Genomic DNA, 18,807 nt, shown 5'->3' on the forward strand with positions numbered 1-18,807 from the left:
AGGAAAGATAGACCATGACGGATCAGAAAAAGTCTGACCAGACCACATCCTCCGAAAAACCCTGGGGTGGCCGCTTCAGCGAGCCCACAGACGCCTTTGTTGAGCGCTTCACCGCGTCGGTCGGTTTTGACCAGCGCCTGTATCACCATGATATTACCGGCTCCATCGCCCATGCCACCATGCTGGCTCAAGTGGGTGTGCTCACTGACGCTGAGCGGGACCAGGTTATTGAGGGCCTGAAAGGCGTTAAAGAAGACATCGAGGCCGGCCGCTTCGAATGGTCTGTCAGCCTTGAAGACGTGCACATGAACATCGAAGCCCGGCTGACCGACCGCATCGGCATTACCGGTAAAAAACTGCACACCGGTCGCAGCCGTAACGACCAGGTGGCCACTGACATCCGTCTGTACCTGCGGGACGAAATCGACGTGATTGCCGAGGAACTGGCCCGCCTGCAGGCTGGCCTGTTGGACCTGGCCGAGCGCGAAGCGGACACCATTATGCCCGGCTTCACCCACCTGCAGACCGCCCAGCCGGTCACCTTCGGCCACCACCTGCTGGCCTGGTACGAGATGCTGGTGCGCGATGCCGATCGCCTGCAGGATTGTCGCAAGCGGGTGAATGTGATGCCCCTGGGCGCTGCCGCCCTGGCCGGTACCACCTATCCGATCGACCGTAACCTGACCGCGGAACTGCTGGGCTTTGACCGGCCCACTGAAAACAGCCTGGATTCGGTGTCTGACCGGGACTTCGCCATCGAATTCTGCAGCTTTGCCGCCCTGCTGATGACCCACCTGTCCCGGTTCAGTGAAGAACTGGTGCTGTGGACCTCGGCCCAGTTTGATTTCATCGACCTTCCGGACCGCTTCTGCACCGGGTCCTCCATCATGCCCCAGAAGAAGAACCCGGATGTGCCGGAGCTGGTGCGCGGCAAGACCGGCCGGGTCAATGGCCACCTGATCAGCCTGCTGACCCTGATGAAGAGCCAGCCGCTGGCCTACAACAAGGACAATCAGGAAGACAAGGAGCCGCTGTTTGACACCGTCGATACCATCAAGGGCTGCCTGAAGGCCTACGCCGACATGATTCCGGCGATCGAAGCCAAGGCCGATAACATGCGGGTAGCGGCCAAGCGGGGCTTCTCTACCGCCACCGATCTGGCCGACTACCTGGTCAAGAGAGGCGTGCCTTTCCGGGATGCCCACGAAATCGTCGGCAAATCCGTGGCTTTTGGTGTGGCGGAAGGCCGTGACCTGTCCGATATGACCCTGGAAGAACTGAAGCAGTTCTCCGACGTGATTGGTGAGGATGTGTTTGACGTGCTGACCCTGGAAGGCTCCGTGCAGGCCCGTGATCACCTGGGCGGCACCGCACCGAACCAGGTGCGTGCGGCGGTGGCCCGCGCCCGGAAGGGGCTAAGGCTGGTGTAGTCCATGGGTGTGTCATAGGCTGATCAGCGTAGAAGATTTATGACAAAACCGTGAAGTGCGGTTTTGTCATAAATACGAAATATCGGCTAGGATTGCCGACTGATTCTTACCCATTTTCTACCGTCAACAAGGAATGCTGACGATGAGCTTCATGAAACTGGTCAGGCCCTCGGAGCTGAGAGCCTGTGATCTTCCCCACGTTGAAACCCCCTTTTTCGCCGCCGATAAGGCCAGGCGCCTGGTTAAAGAGAACGACCATGTTCGTTCAAACATGCACTCGTTATTCAGGCACCACTACCGTGGCCGAGGCAACATAGCCGAGACTGTCCACCGGGCGGTGAAAGACGGTGAGCTGATGTTGGTCTGTGAAGGCTGGGATGGCCCCTTCTCCCCCATGGTGACCTGGCAGCCAGATGACAGCTTGCCTGCCGGGGGGCGGTGGCGGGTAAATGATAGCTGGATATACACGCCTTCTGCGATTGAGAGCGCCGTGGCGCAACTGAACGAATGCGGCGTGACCCCCGATCAGTTGCGCCAATCTGACCCCTGGGGGGTTGGGGCGCTGGAAGTGAATATGTTCTCGATGCACTACCGGCAGTGTCAGCGTCAGGAGCAGGCGGCTCAGGGCAGCGAAGATGACCACCGGCTGAGCCTGCCCTTAGGGGCTTCCGCGCTAGTGGCTCCCGTTCTGATGTCCGCATCCGCCGCCGAAGGCGCCAAGGAGGACTCCTCCCGGGAACCTTCTCCCAAGATTAATCTGGAAGTTGGCCTGTTTACCGACGGCACCATGAACAATGCCGCGAATACCCAGGCTTTTAAAGAGCAGCTGGAGCAGGAGTGCCTGATTCCCTACGAGAACAACACCATCAGCCGGGAAGAGTGTGAGCGGCGGATGGGCCTGATGTTGGGTGACAGTTACGCCAATGCCGCCAGCAATGTGGCTAAGTTGTGGGATTTGTACATCGAAGAAGAAAAAGAGGAGGAGGGTACCAGCACCTACCGGCGTAAAATCTATGCTCCTGGGGCGGGCACCAAGACCGGCGATGATGATGTGCTGTATAGCGCAGCCACCGGCATGGGGGAGGCTGGCATTGTCCCACAGGTAACCTACGCCTTCTCTCAACTGGCCCAGCAGGCCAAAGACACATTTCAAGATAAGCCTATTAATCGGTTGACCCTGGATCTGTTCGGCTTCAGTCGGGGGGCTGCTGCGGCCCGCCACGCTGCGCATGAGATTAATCAGGGGGAAAGCGGCCTGCTCGCCGAGATACTAGCTCAGAACCATATTCCTTGGCCGGAGACGGTAGAAATTCGCTTCGTGGGACTATTCGATTCCGTGGCCGCCATCGTTAACCCGGCCGCTGGTGATTTATCGGCTCATAACAACCGCAACTACCCGGTAAAGCTGTACCTGAATTCGGACAAGGTGCGCCATGCAGTGCACCTGACCGCCGCCCATGAGCACCGCAGGAACTTTGCTCTGAACAGTCTGCGAAGCCGCGACGGTAGCTTGCCGGCCAACTTCCGGGAAATCTCCCTGCCTGGGGTTCATTCCGATATTGGAGGTGGTTACGGCGACAGCCAGCGCGAGGACGTGCTGTTAAGCCCGAGGCTGCAGGTACCTCGCGACCGGCTGCGCTGGCCGGACAAAACCCTGCAGTGGGACAACCTGGAGGCCAAACGGCAACAGGTAGAGGCCGCTGGCTGGATTGGCCCCGACAACCTGCCGGTACGGCAATCCGAACAATTGCAGGCCTGGCCGAAAGACCTGGGCCCTGAAGGACCAGCCCGACTGGAAATTGTTACCCGGCGCCAGGAGCACCCGGCGCCGGATGGCCGGGTGGAACTGGTGTTGCGGATGCTGCGCCAGGTGCGGGGGGAGTATTCGCAGGTGGCCTTGAGGTTGATGCATCGGCTGGCCACCGATAGCGGTGCGCCGCTGCAAGATATCGATACCAGGAGAACCGACAATACCTTGCCAGATGAACTGACCCCCATCCTGCAACAAATCCTGGAACAGGTTGAACAAGGGAGCGACGCCCCTTCATTGACCACGGAACATGAACACCTGTTGCTCCAGCGCTATATCCATTACTCCGCACACTACAACGGCATCGAAACCCTGGTGGCGGGAACACCTGCGAAGTTAGAGGGATTGCATCCCCATGCACCGGTGCTCTCCGGGGAGCGCCTGGTTTATCCACAAACAGAGGGCGAATGATGATTCAGAAAATTCTGGCCATAGGCATAGTGGCCATGGCCCTGTTGGGCAGCGGGTGTTCAGCGTGGTCGAAGGCAGACGACACTCTTTGGATGATCAGGATAGCGGCACCACAGCACTACGAAGTGTGGGTGACCGACATGTTTCTGGAGAAGTCGGGTGAGCGGAGCTGGCGCCAGCCCATCGGCGCGGTGGGGTGTTGCTGGAAGGGGCCCCGTGGCCCAACTGGAGCTGGGGCCGGAGTTGACCCCTTTCCGGAACTGATTCTGGTCAACTGGTTTTCCTACGCGGAGCAGAAATATTACACCAAGATCATTCAAGTGCCGGAAGACCTGTTGGACCGAATGCGGGAGCCGGCAACCTACAAGACGCCGATGGGTGTGTATTCCGGCCCCCGGCACTTCTTGACCATTGGCCTGGCACCCGGCGGCACCGTGGTGGTCTGGATTTCGAACCAGATTGGCAACGAAATCGAGGTGATGCGCATGCAGGCCACGGAAGTACCGGGTGACCCGGATGATTTTGAGGTGGGCACCAAAAATTATCTTGAAAAGCACGGTGACTACCTCAGGGAACATGGCGTCCCGATGGAGGGCTGGTAGGCGGCTCCCAGCAACCGCTTACCCGCCTATCCGGCCGGTGCTGAGTTCTACCTCCGCTGGCTTGAGCTCTTCCAGCGGCCGCGGCCGTGACAACCGGTAACCTTGGCCAAAGTGAATGCCCAGGGTTCGGACTTTCCTGAGGGTTTCATCGTTCTCGATAAAGGTGGCGACGGTTTCCTTGCCGGCGGTTTCGGCAATCCGATTCAGGGCATCCACCATGATCTGCTGCACCGGATCACGTTCCAGATCGTTCATGATGCGCCGGTCCAGTTTGATGATATCCACCGGCAGGTTGGCGGCCAGGCTGTAACTTTCCACGGATGCCCCCGCCCCTTCCAGGGCAACCCGGCACCCCGCCCGGTGCAGGGCGTCACATAATACGGCTACCTCATCGGGATACTGGGTGGCGTGGGATTCACGGATCTCCAGGCAGAAACAATGGGCCTGGAACGGGGTCTGGCGCACCTGTTGTTCCATGAAATCAGCAAAGGTGTCATCCAGAATGGTGGCCAGCGACAGGTTGAAGCCGCAGTACTTCAGCCTTGGCTCCAACAGTCGATGCTGGCTCAGCCACTGGAGAGTCTGTCGGATAACCTGGCGGTCCAGGCGCTTGGCCAGGTCAAACCGTTCTGCTACTGGCAGGAACTGCTCCGGCAGCAGGGGCGAGTCGTCGCCTGTACCCGGAATCCGGCACAGGATTTCAATGTGGTCACCCCAGGTGACGCTGGCCACCGGCTTGAGGGATTGAAACTCCAGAATCAGCTGGCCGTTATCCAGGGCCTGATGCAGCTGTTCAAGCTGGCGGTCGGTGCCCCGATTGGCCAACTCGCCGGGCAAGGCCTGGGTGGTGTGGATACGGTTGCGCCCGGAGGTCTTGGCGGTATGGCACAGGTCGGCGGCCTGGGTCAGTAGTTGTTCAGGCTGGAGCGGAGCGTCGGTTCCGAGAATCAGCAGGCCGCCACTGGCGGTGGTCTGTAACTGTCTGCCCTGCCATTCAAACTGGAACTGGGCAATCTGCTCCCGGATTTCCTCGGCAATCTTGCGGGCCCTGGGTTCGGGGCAGTTCTCTATGAACAGGGCAAAGGTGTCACCGGACAGCCGGGCCAGGGCGTCCCGCTGGCGCACCCGCAGCCCGAGCATACCGGCCAATTCACGCAGGTACCGATCGCAGGTGCCACTGCCGGCCTGTTCGTTGAACTGTTCAAAACTGTCCAGGTCGAGCAGCAGCAAGCCGTCCATCGACTGGCGTTTGCGCTTATGCTTCATGGCCCGTTCCAGATGCTCGACAAAGGAGCGCCGGTTCATCAATCCGGTCACCGGGTCATGGCGCATCCGGTAGTCGCCGCTGCCGCTGTGCTGGACACGATTGCTGATGTCTTTGGCAACATGGACGGCACCGACCACCTCGCCTTGCAGGCCCTGAATATTCTGGAAATGAAATTCGTAGACTGGCAGGCCTTCGCCCTGGCGGTTCAGGGGCATCTCGGCCACGAAGTGCTCCCGGTCAAAGGCCCGTTGCCACAGGCGCTCAATCATGCGCCGTTCGTTGGTGAAGTCGGCAAGCAGGGTTTTAAGGTTGTCGCCGGGCCTTGGTTCGGCGCCAAAGGCGTTTCGGAACTGTTCTGCCCAGGGAGCGTTGAAATGCAACAGGTTCAGGCTGGTGTCGACAGCGACCACGAGGTCTGGCGTGGCGCTGGCGGTTGCTTCCAGAATCCTCTGGGCCTGCTGCCGGGCGTGGTCATGTAGCATGGCTTCACTGTGGTTGACCATCACGCCACCGAGCTTCTGGATCCGGCCGCCGCTTTTCAGGGCGCGGCCCGACAGGATGACTCGTTGCAGACGTTGCCGGCTGGTCAGTACCGACAGCTCCATACTGAACGGCCGGCCCGTGCGCATGCAGCGGCGGAACAGGGCGCGCACGCGGTTCTGGCCGACCTGGCAGTAGAACAAGGCCTGCTCGGGTGACAATTCTGTCCCGGGGCGCAACTCCAGCAAACGGTACATGCCCTCAGACCAGCTGATCTCATTGGAGGTCATATCCAACTCCCAGAGCCCGAAACCCGCGCCTTGTTCTGCCAGTCGTAACAGGCGGCTGTCCATGTCGCCGCTGTCTTTCATGGAAATGGTGGCGTTGGCGGCCTGGTCTGAATCGCGCATTTCCATGCGCAAGCCCAGAATGGCGGTAAAAAAGAAGCCATCCTTGTGGCGGAAGGTCACCAGCACCGTCTGGCCGTTGTCCAGGTGGTGTCGGTGGGCCGGGGCAAAGGGATCGTCCTGCCGGGAGGCGAGAATGCGTTGCACCGGTTGCCTGATCAACGCCCCGGCATCGTAGCCGAACATGGCCTCGGCATGGCGGTCGACGTGGGCGATTCGGCCATCGTCGTCCACCCGCAGCAGGGTTGGCTGAATGACAGGTCCGGACAGATCCGGCCGATAACGTTGAATAATGAATTCTTTCACAGCGCAGGTGCCTCTTCAGGAGGTGCCGGTTCCGGTGTGTGCCGAAAACGGGTCATCCTTTTATTTTTTTTTCGGTTTTGCCACGATTCATTCATCATACTGACTATCTGACCGAAAATAACCACTTGCCGGAGCCCTCTTGACCGTTCTCGCACCGCCCATCGTTCTCGACTTTGAGGACGGCATCGACCGAAAAACCCTGCGGCGGCTGCGGGACCGGTTTCTGTTGGTCAATCGTCAGCGCTGGGAACGGGCGTGTTCCGCCCTGACTTACCGGCAGCAGGTGGTGCTTGAACTGTTACCGCTGGCGTTTCATCTGAATCATCCCGCTTTGCCGGGCTATCTTGATGGCAGCTGCCCCCAGGGCCTGGCCGGCTATACGCCGGGTAACGATGTGCTGAATTCCGCGCGCCGGTTTGCCCGAAGTTTCAGTGTTCGCGACCAAGGGCTTCGCAAGGCCGATCTCGACAGTCTGTTCCTGATGGGCAGTCCCGGCACCCTTGGGCACTCGGTTGCCAGTGATCTGGATGCCTGGCTTTGTCATCGGGATGATCTGTCTGAACAGGGCATCCGCAGCCTGGAGCGCAAGGCCGAAAAGCTGTCGCAATGGGCGGCAACGCTGGGCGTTGAGCTCCATGTGTTTGTCTTCTCGGCCGCTGACTGGCGGGCCGGCCGGCAGCGGGCCGAGGTCACCGGAGAGAACTGTGGCAGTGCCCAGCACTTTCTGTTGCTGGATGAATTCTACCGGACCAGCATCCATCTGGCTGGGCGCTATCCGCTCTGGTGGCTGATCCCGTCGGAGGCCGAGGCGGACTACGGGGAATGTCGCCGGCGTTTGCTGGAGTGCCGGTTCATCAAGGCCAGCGAGTACATTGATTTTGGCGCCGTGCCGTCGATTCCGGATGAGGAGTTCCCCGGCGCCGGTATCTGGCAACTCTATAAAGGCATTGATGCTCCCTGGAAGGCCATTCTCAAGTTGTTTCTGATTGAGTGTTACGCCACCGATACCGCCCAGCCGTTATTGTCCGCCAGCTTCAAACAGGCGGTGTATCAGGGGCAAACCAGTGCCGATGTTCTGGACCCCTACGTCATGCTGTATCAGCGCCTGGAGCAATGGCTGTTAACCAGTGGTGCTCCGGAGCGCCTCGACCTGGTGCGCCGGAGCCTGTACCTGAAGGCGGGTTTGCCGCTCACCCGGGCCGGAATGGCCGGGGACCAATGGCGAATCGATCTGCTACGACAGCTAGTGCAGCAGTGGGAATGGGGCGAAGACCGCCTCAGTGCCCTGGACGATCGCCAGCGCTGGCGGGTAGAAGAGGTGACAGGCCTCAGGCGGAACATCGTGGCGGAGCTTACCCACAGTTACCGCCTGTTGTCGCGCATGGCCCGGGAGCAGCAAACCCAGGCAGCCATCAGCGCCAATGACATCAACCTGCTGGGCCGCAAACTCTACGCTGCCTTTCAGCGCAAGGCGGGCAAGATCGAACTGGTTAACCCTGGTCTGGTGCCGTCGCTGGCGGAGGAAAACCTGTCTTTTCACCACCAGTCCGAACAGGGCGGGGAAGGTGATGGGTGGTTGCTGTACCGGGATCTTGAAGATCCCTCCGACGCCTTCTGGCAACCGGTGATCCGCCGCGCAGGCAATCTGGCGGAGCTGTTGGTGTGGTGTTACTGCAACGGCTTGTTGCATCGCTCCACCCGGCTCAATGTCCGGGCGGGCAAGAGTGTTGCCTCGGTGGCCGAACTGAAAGACATTGTGGAGGTGTTGTCGGGCTTTCTGCCCATGCCCATGTCTCCGGCGCCCAGAGAGGCGCTGTCCCGAGGTGTGCGCCCGCTGAAAAACCTGTTGCTGATTAATGTGGCGGTGGACCCGCAAGCCCACCTGACCGAACGTGGGCTGCACAAGCTCAGTGCCCGCTCCGACTCACTGGGGTTCAGCGGTGGTCGCGATAACCTGGTGCTGACCATTGATCAGATTACCCTGAACAGCTGGCATGAGATCAGTCTGCAGCACTATGCCGCCGGAGATACCCTGATCCAGTGCCTGAAAAACGTGTTGGCCCAGGTGGCCATGAACCCGGCCGAGCTGCCGGAAATTCGCGTGGCGGCCCCCAGCCGGGGGCACGGCAGTGCCATTGCACGCCGGGTGAGGGAGTTGTTCGGAGATGTGTTGCGCCATTTCTTTGCTGGCGGCACCGGGCCGCACCCCTTGCGTTACATCATCGAGATGGATCATCGCTATTTCCTGCTGCAGTTCAGCGGCCGGGAACCGGGGTTTGTCGCCCTGGACAGCCGTGAAGCTCTGCTGGCAGCGCTGTTGCAGCCGCAGGATCGGTATCTGCCAATCGTGCCGGACCGCCACGCCCTGCGGGACGAGCCGGTGCTCAAGGCGGTCTGCGCGGCGTCCGAAGCGGGCAATATTCAGGTGTTCTGGTTGCTTCAGGGTGACCGTGGCCAGCTCTGGGTTGTCGATGAGCATGGCAGTTTGTGGACCCGATCGATGCGGGCAGGGCATCGCAACCACTTGCTCGGTCCGTTGATGCGTTTTCTGGAGAACCTGGTGGAACGGCGCCTGTTGCGTCAGGCTGATAACCTGGACCCGGCGGGCGGTATCCGTTGCTATGAAATGGTGCGCCGAGACGGCCGCTGGCTTGCTGAACTCCGGCCCTATCAGGGCACCGCGGTGCCACTTTCGGGCCTGGAGGTTCAGGCCGTCGGTGTTCAGCAGGGCGACAGCACACTGCGGTTCGATATTTACTGCAACGATCAGGAATTCAGTGTGCAGGAATACGGGGACCGTTTGATTCCCGCCGTCGCACACTACATCCGTTCGCTGCGCCAAAGTGGTGAATCTTATCCGGTGTATCTCACCGACCTGCACCTGCCCCATGATCTGGACCCGCAGTTGTATCAGCGGGATATCCAGACCGGTCAGTCACTGTATTACCGTACCAGGCTGGAAGACGCCCTCAACCGTTATCTGCCGTAAGCCATCGGGTCTCTCGCGATCAGGGGCGGGTGTCGGGTATACTTCGGCCATTATTCACTCAGGGGTATGGGTATGCAGGTTGGACCATCTCGCCGGCCGTGGGCGCTCTCGATGCTGTTGTTGCTGCTGCTTGCCGGTTGTGGCCAGAAGGGGCCACTGTACCGGGACGTGCCGCAGGCAGATCCGGCCCGGTCCGGTCAGGTCGATGAGCGCGCCGACACCGATGAGTCGCCGGAACGCTGAGCGGCCAACCCTGGCAGTAACCCATCCAGATAGTCAGGATCAACATGGATCATTTCAATTACCGCAATGGCGAACTGTACGCCGAAGATGTTCCGGTGGCGTCAATCGCTGAGCGATTTGGCACCCCGGCTTACGTATATTCCCGGGCCACCCTCGAGCGTCACTATCGGGCCTACGACAGCGCCCTGAATGGCCGCCCGCACCTGGTGTGCTATGCCGTGAAGGCCAACAGCAACCTGGCGGTGCTCAATGTGCTGGCGCGACTTGGCGCCGGTTTTGATATTGTCTCTGCCGGTGAGTTGGAGCGGGTGCTGCGCGCCGGTGGCGATGCCGCCAGGGTGGTGTTCTCCGGCGTTGGCAAGCAGGAATGGGAAATGAAGCGGGCGCTGGAAGTGGGCGTGCGCTGTTTCAACGTTGAATCTGACACCGAGCTGGACCGCCTGAACAAAGTGGCCGGAGAGTTGGGCGTGAGGGCACCGGTATCGCTTCGGGTGAACCCGGATGTCGATGCCGGCACCCATCCCTACATTTCCACCGGACTGAAGGAAAACAAGTTTGGTATCGATATCGCCGAGGCCCCTCAGGTTTACGCCCGTGCCGCAGCGTTACCAAACCTGGATGTCCATGGAGTGGACTGTCACATTGGTTCCCAGCTGACGTCAGTCTCTCCGTTTCTGGATGCCCTGGACCGGGTGTTGGTGCTGATCGATACCCTGGCGGACCAGGGCATTCATATCCGCCATCTGGACATGGGGGGCGGCCTGGGCGTGACCTACAATCAGGAACAGCCCCCGCAGCCAGCGGATTACGTCAAGGCACTGGCCGAGCGACTGGGTGATCGGGAGCTGGAACTGATCATGGAACCGGGCCGCTCCATTGCCGCCAACGCCGGTATATTGCTGACCCGCGTGGAGTTTCTGAAGTGCACCGAGCATCGTAACTTCGCGATTATTGATGCCGCCATGAACGACCTGATCCGCCCGGCACTGTACAGCGCCTGGCAGGCCATCATCCCGGTACAGCCCCATCAGGATGGCGAGGAAAAAGCCTGGGATCTGGTCGGGCCGGTGTGCGAAACCGGCGATTTTCTGGGCAAGGATCGTCAACTCCGGCTGAAGGCGGGCGATTTGCTTGCGGTTCGGTCGGCGGGTGCCTACGGTTTCGTTATGGCATCCAATTACAACACCCGTAACCGCCCGCCCGAGTTGATGGTTGACGGCGATCAGGTGCATGTGGTGCGCCGCCGGGAGACCCTGGACGATCAGCTTGGCCCTGAAAGTTGCCTGCCGGAATGAACGGGGAGCAAGAAATGAATCCGCAAAGACGGGGCCAGGGGCCGTTGCTCCGGTTTACCAAGATGCACGGGCTGGGGAACGACTTTATGGTGGTGGATGCCATCAGCCAGCCTTTCCGCCTGCGCCCGGAGTTGATCCGGGAGCTGGCGGACCGGAACTTTGGTATCGGCTTCGACCAGTTGCTGGTGGTGGAGCCGCCGGGCCTGCCTGATGTGGATTTTCGCTATCGTATTTTTAATGCCGACGGTTCGGAAGTGGAGCAGTGCGGCAACGGCGCCCGCTGCTTTGCCCGGTTTGTGCGTGATCAGCGGCTGACCAACAAGCGGGTGATCCGGGTACAGACTGCCAAGGGCGTGATCGAGCTGAAAATCGGCAAGGATGGCCTGGTGATGGTCAATATGGGCGTGCCGGAACTCAATCCGCCTGCCATTCCCTTCGCCGCGGACTGTCAGGAGACCGTGTACACCGTCGATGTTGATGGCCAGAGCGTGGAATTGTCGGCGGTTTCCATGGGCAATCCCCACGGTGTACTGGTGGTGGATGACGTCGACACGGCGCCGGTGGCCACCCTTGGCCCCATGCTGGAGAAGCATCCCCGGTTCCCCGCGCGGGCCAATATCGGATTCCTGCAGATCGTCGACCGGAGCCATGCCCGCTTGCGTGTATTTGAGCGTGGTTCGGGAGAAACCCTGGCCTGTGGCAGTGGCGCCTGTGCTGCGGTGGTGGCCGGCCAGCTGCGAGGCCTGCTGGATACCCGGGTGGAGGTGGAGCTGCGGGGTGGCCCTCTGGTGATCGAATGGCAGGGGAATGGGTCCCCTGTTATGATGGAAGGCCCCGCTAAAACGGTATTTGAAGGGCAGCTTCGTCTGCCGGGCGATCCCCAGCCCCGGCGTCGCAGAAGTTCCCGAACCAATAAAACAAGGTCCTGACGGCTCAGGAGAACACGATGACAGAACAAACGGCCCGCCAGAAGGCCGGCGAACTCACCCGGGAGCAGGTGGCCGATTATCTTCGCGCCAATCCTGATTTTTTTCTTGATCAGGATGAACTGCTGCGCAGCCTGACTCTGCCCCACGACAGTGGCCGGGCGATCTCACTGGTGGAGCGCCAGGTTCATCTGTTCCGTGAGCAGCGGGATACCCTTCGGCGTGAACTGGTGGAGCTGGTATCGATCGCCCGTCATAACGACCGCCTCTTCGAGAAAAGCAAACGGTTGCTGATGCAGGTGATCGAAGCCAAGTCACTCAACGACATGGCCGCCGCTGTTGATGACAGCATCCGCGGCGATTTTGGTCTGGATGCCGCCTCGGTACTGCTGTTCAGTGATTCGGCGCAGCCGGAAAAAGGCGAGGGGGCCCTGCACATTGTCAACTCCGTCCAGGCCCGGGAGCGCCTGGGTTCGTTGCTGGAGGGTGACCGTGCGGTGTGTGGCCAGTTCCGGGAAAGCGAGCGGGAGTTCCTGTTCCCGGACCGGGATGAGCCGATTGCCTCGGTGGCCCTGGTGCCGCTGCGTCATGACGGGCTGGTTGGCGTATTTGCTGTCGGCAGCTGTGAGCAGGGTTATTTTGATCAGAGCATGGGGTCGCTGTTTCTCAGCTATATCAGCGATACCCTGAGCCGGCTGCTGCCCCCCATGCTTGATCGTTATCGCACAGAGGCCCCGGTGTCTGGCCTGGCTGTGGAGAGCGGCCAGGGGTGACCGGGCTGGCGACGGACAGCCGACCACCCGAAGCGATGGCCGCCCCGGTGGTTGCGTTTGTCCGGCATCTCGCCACCGAAAAGCGCCATTCCCCCCGCACCTGTGATCACTATCAACGAGACCTTGATCGCCTGGTCGCCTGGCTGATCGAAGTTGACATCCCGGCCTGGTCAGAGCTGACGATTCACGACATCCGCCGCTACGTGGCCCGGCTGAGCCGAGACGGTTTAAGCGGCCGGAGCATTGCCAGGCACCTGTCCGCCATTCGGCGTTTCTATCAGTTCCTGCTTCGGGAAGGGCTTGCCCGGGACAACCCCGCTCTGGACGTCCGGGCCCCCAAGAGCGGTCGCCGGTTACCGAAGGTGGCAGACGTTGACCAGATCAGCCAGCTGCTGGACATCAATCCGGACGACCCCCTGGAAATCCGCGACCTCGCCATGTTCGAGCTGATGTACTCTTCGGGCCTCCGGTTGGCAGAGCTGGCCAGCCTGAGCCTGCTCGCCCTGGACCTGAAAGGCCGGGAGGTGCGTGTTCTGGGTAAAGGTAACAAGGAGCGGATTCTGCCGGTCGGCAGCAAGGCCGTCGCGGCCCTGAATAAATGGCTGGCGCACCGAACAGCCATGGCTAACGAGGGTGAAACCGCGGTATTCGTCAGCCAGCGGGGCGGTCGCCTGAGCCAGCGCAGTATCCAGGCCCGCCTGGCCCGCTGGGGCGTGGTGCAGGGTGCCGACCAGCGCTTGCATCCACACCTGCTGCGCCACTCCTTTGCCAGCCATATGCTGGAGTCCAGCGGCGACCTGCGTGCGGTGCAGGAACTGCTTGGTCATGCGGACATCGCCACCACACAGGTCTATACTCATCTGGACTTTCAGCATCTTGCCCGGGTGTACGATCAGAGTCATCCCCGGGCGCGTCGACGTTCGACCAACCATATCAACCGCAACGACAATGATCATACCGGTTCTTGAGGGAGTGTTTCATGGCATCTGAGGAGTCCTGGAAGGATAAGTATCTTCGGGAACTGGACGAGGCAGAGCAGCGCGAAAAACTGTGGTTAGCCGAGCGCAATGTGCTTGAGCGCATGCTGGTGCGAACCAGCCTGGCCTCGGAAGGCCAGACTCCGGAACTTGATAACCTGCTCAATCGCCTGAGATCCGACCTGCGCAAACAAAAGTTCGATATCGATGCCTGGAAAACCCTGCAGGATCAGATTGACAAAGCCATTACCCGTCTTGATGAAGCCGAGCCAAAGGGCCCAAAGGCCGACACACAGGCCGTCGCGCCGGAGGAGCCGACGGGAAGTGAGCATGATATCGCCGAAGAGGGGCATCGGCTCAGAATCGCCCGCCGCGTAGGCCAGTTGTTGGGGCTGTTGTTGAATCAGGTCAGCCTGGAACCAGAGGTGGAGTCGCAGGCCAGGACGCTTCAGCAAACCCTGTTATCGAGCAACGACTGGGAGGTCCTTAGGGAAGGCCTGAATCAGGTGGCTGAACTGGTGATCGAAGCGGTTACCCGCAGTCAACGGGAGTTCGAGACATTCCTCAAGCGCCTGGATGAGCGCCTGGAAACACTGCGCCAGCATTTTTCGCAACAGTCCGATGCTCAGGCTTCCAGGCAGGATGACACCGCGACGCTGGACCGGGAAATCCGGGAAGAGCTGGGGAAAGTGTCCGAGGATATTCAAAGCAGTCAGGATTTACAGAGCCTCAAGCAGTCTGTGAGCCAGCGCCTGGAATTTATTGGCGGCGCCCTCGAGCGATTCCGCACCCGCGATTCGGAGCGGGAAGAAATGCTGGCGCAGCAACTCAATGCCATGCAGGAAAAAGTTGCTGCCATGGAGGCACATTCCGAGCAGATGCAGGCCCAGGTTCGCCGGGAGCGGGAGCGCGCGATGACCGACCTGCTTACCCAGCTGCCCAACCGGGAAGCCTGGCAGGAGCGGCTTTCATTCGAATACAACCGCTGGCAGCGTTACCGACACCCGCTCAGTGTGTCGGTGATTGATATTGACCTGTTCAAGAAAATCAACGATTCCTTTGGCCATAAAGCCGGTGACCGGGTACTGCAATTGGTGGCACGGGAGATGAAAAGCCGCCTGCGCAGCACGGATTTCATCGCCCGGTTTGGTGGTGAGGAGTTCGTGTTGCTGTTACCGGAGACCGGGCTGGAGGCTGCCCGGGACGTGGTAGAGCAGTTTCGTGAGCATGTCGGCAAACTGCCGTTCCATTTTGGCGGCAAGCCGGTATCAATCACCTTTTCTGCCGGCGTGTCAGAGTTCCGGGATGGTGATGCCGAAGATACCGTGTTTGATCGTGCCGACCGGGCCCTGTATCAGGCCAAAGATGCCGGCCGCAATCAGGTCATGGTGGACTGACGGCGCCGATCAGTGCCGCAGCAGGGCGTCCAGTTCATCAATAATCTCGGCCCAGTCGCTGTCTTCCTCAAGCCCCTCCTCAAGAAATTGCGACTGGCTTTCGGACCAGAAAGGGGCGTCCTGGATGGCAATTTCCGAAGGCAGTGGAGAATACCGGGCGATAAAACTCTCCATGCTTTTCTGATCTGATGGTAAACCAAGCTGCTGAAAAAGGACGCTTAGAGTGTGTTTGCTGGTGTCCATGAGACAGGCTTCTCCTGTGTGCGGTGAGGCAGTATGAAATCTTCCACATTTGCAGGTATTGTTCCCTGAAATGTAGTGGAACCACCGAGGATATCCAGTGAAGTCTCTTCCACAGTTATTGTATGGCCTCTTGTTTGTCCTGATTCAAGGGGTCGTGTGGGCGGAACCGCCCCAGGCTTCGCCGGCGCCGGTTCTGGGCGCTGCAGACCTGGAGTGGTTGGGCCAGCAGGATGGCTTCCGGGTGGCTGTCAGGCAGAGCCAGGTGCCGCTGGTGTTCGATACCGGTGAGGGTGCGCTGGCGGGTATCTGGATTGATTATCTCGCCCGCTTGTCAGATAAGCTTGGCGTGCCGGTTGAGCCTTTCATGGCGGTCGACCAGGGCGAAGATGCGGACCTGGTTCTGACCACCCGCATTCCGGGATCGCCGGTGATCCCGGGCCTTCGGCACACCTCACCGATGATGTCGCTGACCTATGGGATATTTGTGAATGCCGGTGACGCCGCCTACCGGACGCTGTCGGATCTGGAATCTGCCAATGTCGCGATTATTGGTGGCGATCCCAACCAGTTCCCACTGCTGGACCCGATTGATAACTTTTCGCCGGTGCCCGTCGCCAGTCTGGGGGAAGCCATCAGCCTGGTTTTGTCCGGCAAGGCCGACGCCTTCCTCGGACCGGTCCCGGTGGTCTCGGATTACCTTGAATCCGCGATGATCAATGGTATCGGTCTGGCCGTTCTGCTGGATAATCGCCCGGTGGATGTCGTGTTGCAGGTGCCGACCAGCCGTGACCGCCTTTTCCGGGTGTTTGACCGGGCCGTTCAGGCATTGAGTCACAACGAGCACCGGGATATTCGCCAGTCCTGGTTGCAGGCGAATATGCCAGCCCTTGAGGGCCGTGGCGTGGCCCTGACCGCTTCGGAACTGGAGTGGTTGAAACGCCATCCCGGGCTGAAAGTGGGTATGCGTGGCGATTGGCCACCGTTTGAATTCGAGCAAGATGGCCGCCCGGCGGGCCTTGCCTCTGACCTCGTCAAACGGCTGGAGGAGAACCTGGATGTTCGCTTCAACCGGGTGATTGCGGGCTCCCGACAGTCGGCCGAGGACATGTTGAAGGCGGGTGAAGTGGATATTCTGCCGGGTATGTCCCGCACCCCCCGAACCGAACAGGAATTCCTGTTCACCCGGGCCTATGTGTCGGTACCGATTGCCCTGGCCATCCGGGATACCGGCCGGTTCATTGGTGACCTCAGAGAGCTGCGGGACGAGCGGGTTGGGGTGGTTAACCGCCAGGCCAGTCACGACTATCTGTTGATCAATCACCCGAACCTGGATCTGTATCCGCAAAAAACGGTTGAAGAGGGGCTCCTGGCGCTGTCCAACGGCGACCTGGATGTGATGGTCACGCATATTCCGGCGGTAAGTTACACGGTTGCCCGGCTGGGCCTGTCGAACCTGCGGATTACCAGCATCACGCCCTATCAATATGACCTGCGGCTGGCGGTCAGCAAGGACAACCCGATTTTACACCGTATCCTCAACAAGGCCCTGAGCAGCCTGCCAGCATCGGAAACCGAGGCGGTGTATAACCGCTGGATACACCTGGATATCGAACAGGAAACCGACTATACGGTGGTCAGGCGCATCATTTTGATTGCCATTGTGGTGGTACTGATTTTCCTCTACTGGAACCGCAAGCTGTCGCTGGAAGTGGACGAACGGATTCGGTCCGAGAATGCCTTGCGGCGCAGCGAAGATGAACTGCGAGCGGCCAAGCTTGAGGCCGAGCGCCTGGCCCGGGAGGCGGAGACGGCGAGCAGGGCCAAGAGTGAGTTCCTGGCCAATATGTCCCATGAGATCCGAACCCCGATGAATGCGGTCATTGGGTACAGCGATCTGCTCTACAACTCGGTGACCGATCCCCAGCAGCGCAACTACCTGAACGCCATCCGCGCCGGCAGCCGCAGCCTGTTAATGCTGATCAACGACATTCTTGACCTGTCACGGATCGAGGCTGGCAAGATGCGCCTGGACTTCGGCCCGGTTTCGGTTCGCCGGCTGCTCAGCGATGTCCGGCATATCTTTGATCTGCGAGCGACCGAACAGGGCATTACCCTGGAGGTGAGCGTAGGCTCTGGTATGCCCTCGGCAATGATGCTGGATGAAACCCGGTTGCGCCAGGTGTTGTTCAATCTGGTGGGCAATGCCATCAAGTTCACCCATGAGGGTGGAGTGACAGTGCGGGCCGTGGCCAAAGAACTGGAGGAATCCACCGGCAAGGACGCGGATATCCGCTACTACCGGTTGAAAGTGACCGTGGCCGACACTGGCATTGGCATTGCGCCGGATCAGCAGGATCGTATTTTTGACGCCTTTGAGCAGCAGGAAGGTCAGAGTTCCCGGCGATACGGCGGCACCGGCCTGGGCCTGGCCATCAGTCGGAAGCTGGTGGAAATGATGGGCGGTGAACTGACGGTAAAGAGTGAACCGGATGTTGGGTCCACCTTTACTCTCGTGTTGCCCCGGGTTGAGGCCACCGTAGAGCAGGCGGAAGATGACGGGACGCCGGAGGAAGCCGAGCGGCTGCTGGCCCAGACCATGAGTATGCAGGAGCGAGGCTGGCTGCGGGAGAAGCTGGCGGAGGACTTTGGTGACCAGTGGCAGGATGTTCGTGAAAGCGGCGACCCGGAACAGATGAAAGACTTTGCGCTACGAATTGTTGAGTGGGGTCAGCGCCATCGTTCGCCGTCGGTCACCAGCTACGGCGAAAAACTGCTGGCGGATGTAGAGGCGTTCAATCTGGATGCGGTTAATACGGCCCTTGAAGCTTTCCCCAAATTGCTGGGCCAGCGTTGAGCTTAGAGGCAGTCGAACTGGGATTTGCGGTCGAACGCCACCGACACCATGTCGTACCCGGAGTCTGACAGGGAGCGAACCAGCGCCCGGTCTTTCAGCAGGGTCATGCAGACTTTGTGGACGCTGGCCTGAAGCTGCTCACTTTCCGGATTCTGCTCGGCGAGTCGGAAGTCGACGATCAGATATTTCCGGTCTACGGCGGCTTGTTCCGGGATGTCTTCCCGTTCCACGCTTTCAAAACCGATGTAGGTGGCTTCCTGGTTGGAAAAAACCTGGCTCATCAAAACGTCAAGATTTTCGGCATGTACCTGGCTGGCTGGCATCGATAACGCAACCGCGGATGCGAAGGCGTATAGTCTGGTGCGCATAACGAGCACTCCCGAAAACGGATGAGATA

Annotated in this window: 14 protein-coding genes; 11 read left to right on the forward strand and 3 right to left on the reverse strand. The window is 60.1% G+C overall.

Translation table 11 applies throughout. The annotated features are described in order from the left end of the window. Window positions 1–14 precede the first annotated feature (14 nt). From argH to RVM24_RS18840, 3 genes are all read left to right on the forward strand, one after another. Entirely contained in the window at window positions 15–1,430 is a 1,416-nt protein-coding gene (gene argH, locus RVM24_RS18830; RefSeq protein ID WP_431474570.1) for an argininosuccinate lyase, read from the forward strand. A 142-nt stretch (window positions 1,431–1,572) separates the two neighbouring features. Then, a complete protein-coding gene (locus tag RVM24_RS18835) occupies window positions 1,573–3,651 on the forward strand; it encodes a T6SS phospholipase effector Tle1-like catalytic domain-containing protein (RefSeq protein WP_342631724.1) in 2,079 nt (692 codons plus the stop codon). Further along, a complete protein-coding gene (locus RVM24_RS18840) occupies window positions 3,648–4,253 on the forward strand; it encodes a DUF2931 family protein (RefSeq protein WP_227510188.1) in 606 nt (201 codons plus the stop codon). Before RVM24_RS18835 ends, RVM24_RS18840 begins: the two co-directional genes overlap by 4 nt. An 18-nt stretch (window positions 4,254–4,271) precedes the next feature. On the opposite strand, the gene RVM24_RS18845 is transcribed toward RVM24_RS18840, so the two are convergent. Further along, window positions 4,272–6,713 carry an EAL domain-containing protein gene (locus RVM24_RS18845; RefSeq protein ID WP_431474571.1) on the reverse strand — a complete coding sequence of 814 codons (2,442 nt, stop codon included), beginning with the start codon at window positions 6,711–6,713 and terminating at the stop codon, window positions 4,272–4,274. 139 nt (window positions 6,714–6,852) lie between these two features. On the opposite strand from RVM24_RS18845, the gene RVM24_RS18850 reads away from it, so the two are divergent. From RVM24_RS18850 to RVM24_RS18880, 7 genes are all read left to right on the forward strand, one after another. After that, window positions 6,853–9,702: a class I adenylate cyclase gene (locus RVM24_RS18850; protein ID WP_342631726.1), complete on the forward strand. Its 2,850-nt coding sequence runs from the start codon at window positions 6,853–6,855 to the stop codon at window positions 9,700–9,702. A gap of 72 nt (window positions 9,703–9,774) precedes the next feature. After that, window positions 9,775–9,945: an LPS translocon maturation chaperone LptM gene (lptM, locus tag RVM24_RS18855; protein ID WP_138436827.1), complete on the forward strand. Its 171-nt coding sequence runs from the start codon at window positions 9,775–9,777 to the stop codon at window positions 9,943–9,945. A gap of 44 nt (window positions 9,946–9,989) precedes the next feature. Continuing rightward, complete coding sequence (gene lysA / locus RVM24_RS18860; RefSeq protein ID WP_106694427.1) at window positions 9,990–11,240, forward strand: diaminopimelate decarboxylase; 1,251 nt, start codon at window positions 9,990–9,992, stop codon at window positions 11,238–11,240. A gap of 14 nt (window positions 11,241–11,254) precedes the next feature. Next, window positions 11,255–12,169, forward strand: a complete 915-nt coding sequence (gene dapF, locus RVM24_RS18865) for a diaminopimelate epimerase (protein ID WP_342631727.1) — start codon at window positions 11,255–11,257, stop codon at window positions 12,167–12,169. 17 nt (window positions 12,170–12,186) lie between these two features. Further along, window positions 12,187–12,939, forward strand: a complete 753-nt coding sequence (locus tag RVM24_RS18870) for a DUF484 family protein (protein ID WP_431474572.1) — start codon at window positions 12,187–12,189, stop codon at window positions 12,937–12,939. Window positions 12,940–12,974: 35 nt separating this feature from the next. Further along, window positions 12,975–13,907 (forward strand): tyrosine recombinase XerC, encoded by a 933-nt coding sequence (gene xerC, locus RVM24_RS18875; protein ID WP_431475417.1) that lies wholly within the window; start codon window positions 12,975–12,977, stop codon window positions 13,905–13,907. Between the two features lie 11 nt (window positions 13,908–13,918). Then, complete coding sequence (locus tag RVM24_RS18880) at window positions 13,919–15,313, forward strand: diguanylate cyclase (protein ID WP_431474573.1); 1,395 nt, start codon at window positions 13,919–13,921, stop codon at window positions 15,311–15,313. Between the two features lie 9 nt (window positions 15,314–15,322). On the opposite strand, the gene RVM24_RS18885 is transcribed toward RVM24_RS18880, so the two are convergent. Then, the gene (locus tag RVM24_RS18885) at window positions 15,323–15,556 is read right to left on the reverse strand and encodes a DUF2789 domain-containing protein (RefSeq protein ID WP_061332527.1); all 234 of its coding nucleotides are present in this window, start codon (window positions 15,554–15,556) and stop codon (window positions 15,323–15,325) included. Window positions 15,557–15,653: 97 nt separating this feature from the next. Between RVM24_RS18885 and RVM24_RS18890 the strand changes: the two genes are divergently transcribed. Continuing rightward, window positions 15,654–18,410, forward strand: a complete 2,757-nt coding sequence (locus tag RVM24_RS18890) for an ATP-binding protein (protein ID WP_286253493.1) — start codon at window positions 15,654–15,656, stop codon at window positions 18,408–18,410. Window positions 18,411–18,412: 2 nt separating this feature from the next. Here RVM24_RS18890 and RVM24_RS18895 read toward each other — a convergent pair whose 3' ends face one another. Next, a complete protein-coding gene (locus tag RVM24_RS18895) occupies window positions 18,413–18,778 on the reverse strand; it encodes a hypothetical protein (protein ID WP_061332529.1) in 366 nt (121 codons plus the stop codon). Between the last annotated feature and the right edge of the window lie 29 nt (window positions 18,779–18,807).

Source organism: Marinobacter sp. KM021 (assembly GCF_050707965.1).
Lineage (GTDB): Bacteria > Pseudomonadota > Gammaproteobacteria > Pseudomonadales > Oleiphilaceae > Marinobacter > Marinobacter shengliensis.

Excerpts from the sequence above, each read along its gene's own strand:
- argH (WP_431474570.1), top strand. The coding sequence starts at position 15 with ATGACGGATCAGAAAAAGTCTGACCAGACCACATCCTCCGAAAAACCC.
- RVM24_RS18835 (WP_342631724.1), top strand. The coding sequence starts at position 1,573 with ATGAGCTTCATGAAACTGGTCAGGCCCTCGGAGCTGAGAGCCTGTGAT.
- RVM24_RS18840 (WP_227510188.1), top strand. The coding sequence starts at position 3,648 with ATGATGATTCAGAAAATTCTGGCCATAGGCATAGTGGCCATGGCCCTG.
- lptM (WP_138436827.1), top strand. The coding sequence starts at position 9,775 with ATGCAGGTTGGACCATCTCGCCGGCCGTGGGCGCTCTCGATGCTGTTG.
- lysA (WP_106694427.1), top strand. The coding sequence starts at position 9,990 with ATGGATCATTTCAATTACCGCAATGGCGAACTGTACGCCGAAGATGTT.
- dapF (WP_342631727.1), top strand. The coding sequence starts at position 11,255 with ATGAATCCGCAAAGACGGGGCCAGGGGCCGTTGCTCCGGTTTACCAAG.
- RVM24_RS18870 (WP_431474572.1), top strand. The coding sequence starts at position 12,187 with ATGACAGAACAAACGGCCCGCCAGAAGGCCGGCGAACTCACCCGGGAG.
- xerC (WP_431475417.1), top strand. The coding sequence starts at position 12,975 with ATGGCCGCCCCGGTGGTTGCGTTTGTCCGGCATCTCGCCACCGAAAAG.
- RVM24_RS18880 (WP_431474573.1), top strand. The coding sequence starts at position 13,919 with ATGGCATCTGAGGAGTCCTGGAAGGATAAGTATCTTCGGGAACTGGAC.
- RVM24_RS18885 (WP_061332527.1), bottom strand. The coding sequence starts at position 15,556 with ATGGACACCAGCAAACACACTCTAAGCGTCCTTTTTCAGCAGCTTGGT.
- RVM24_RS18895 (WP_061332529.1), bottom strand. The coding sequence starts at position 18,778 with ATGCGCACCAGACTATACGCCTTCGCATCCGCGGTTGCGTTATCGATG.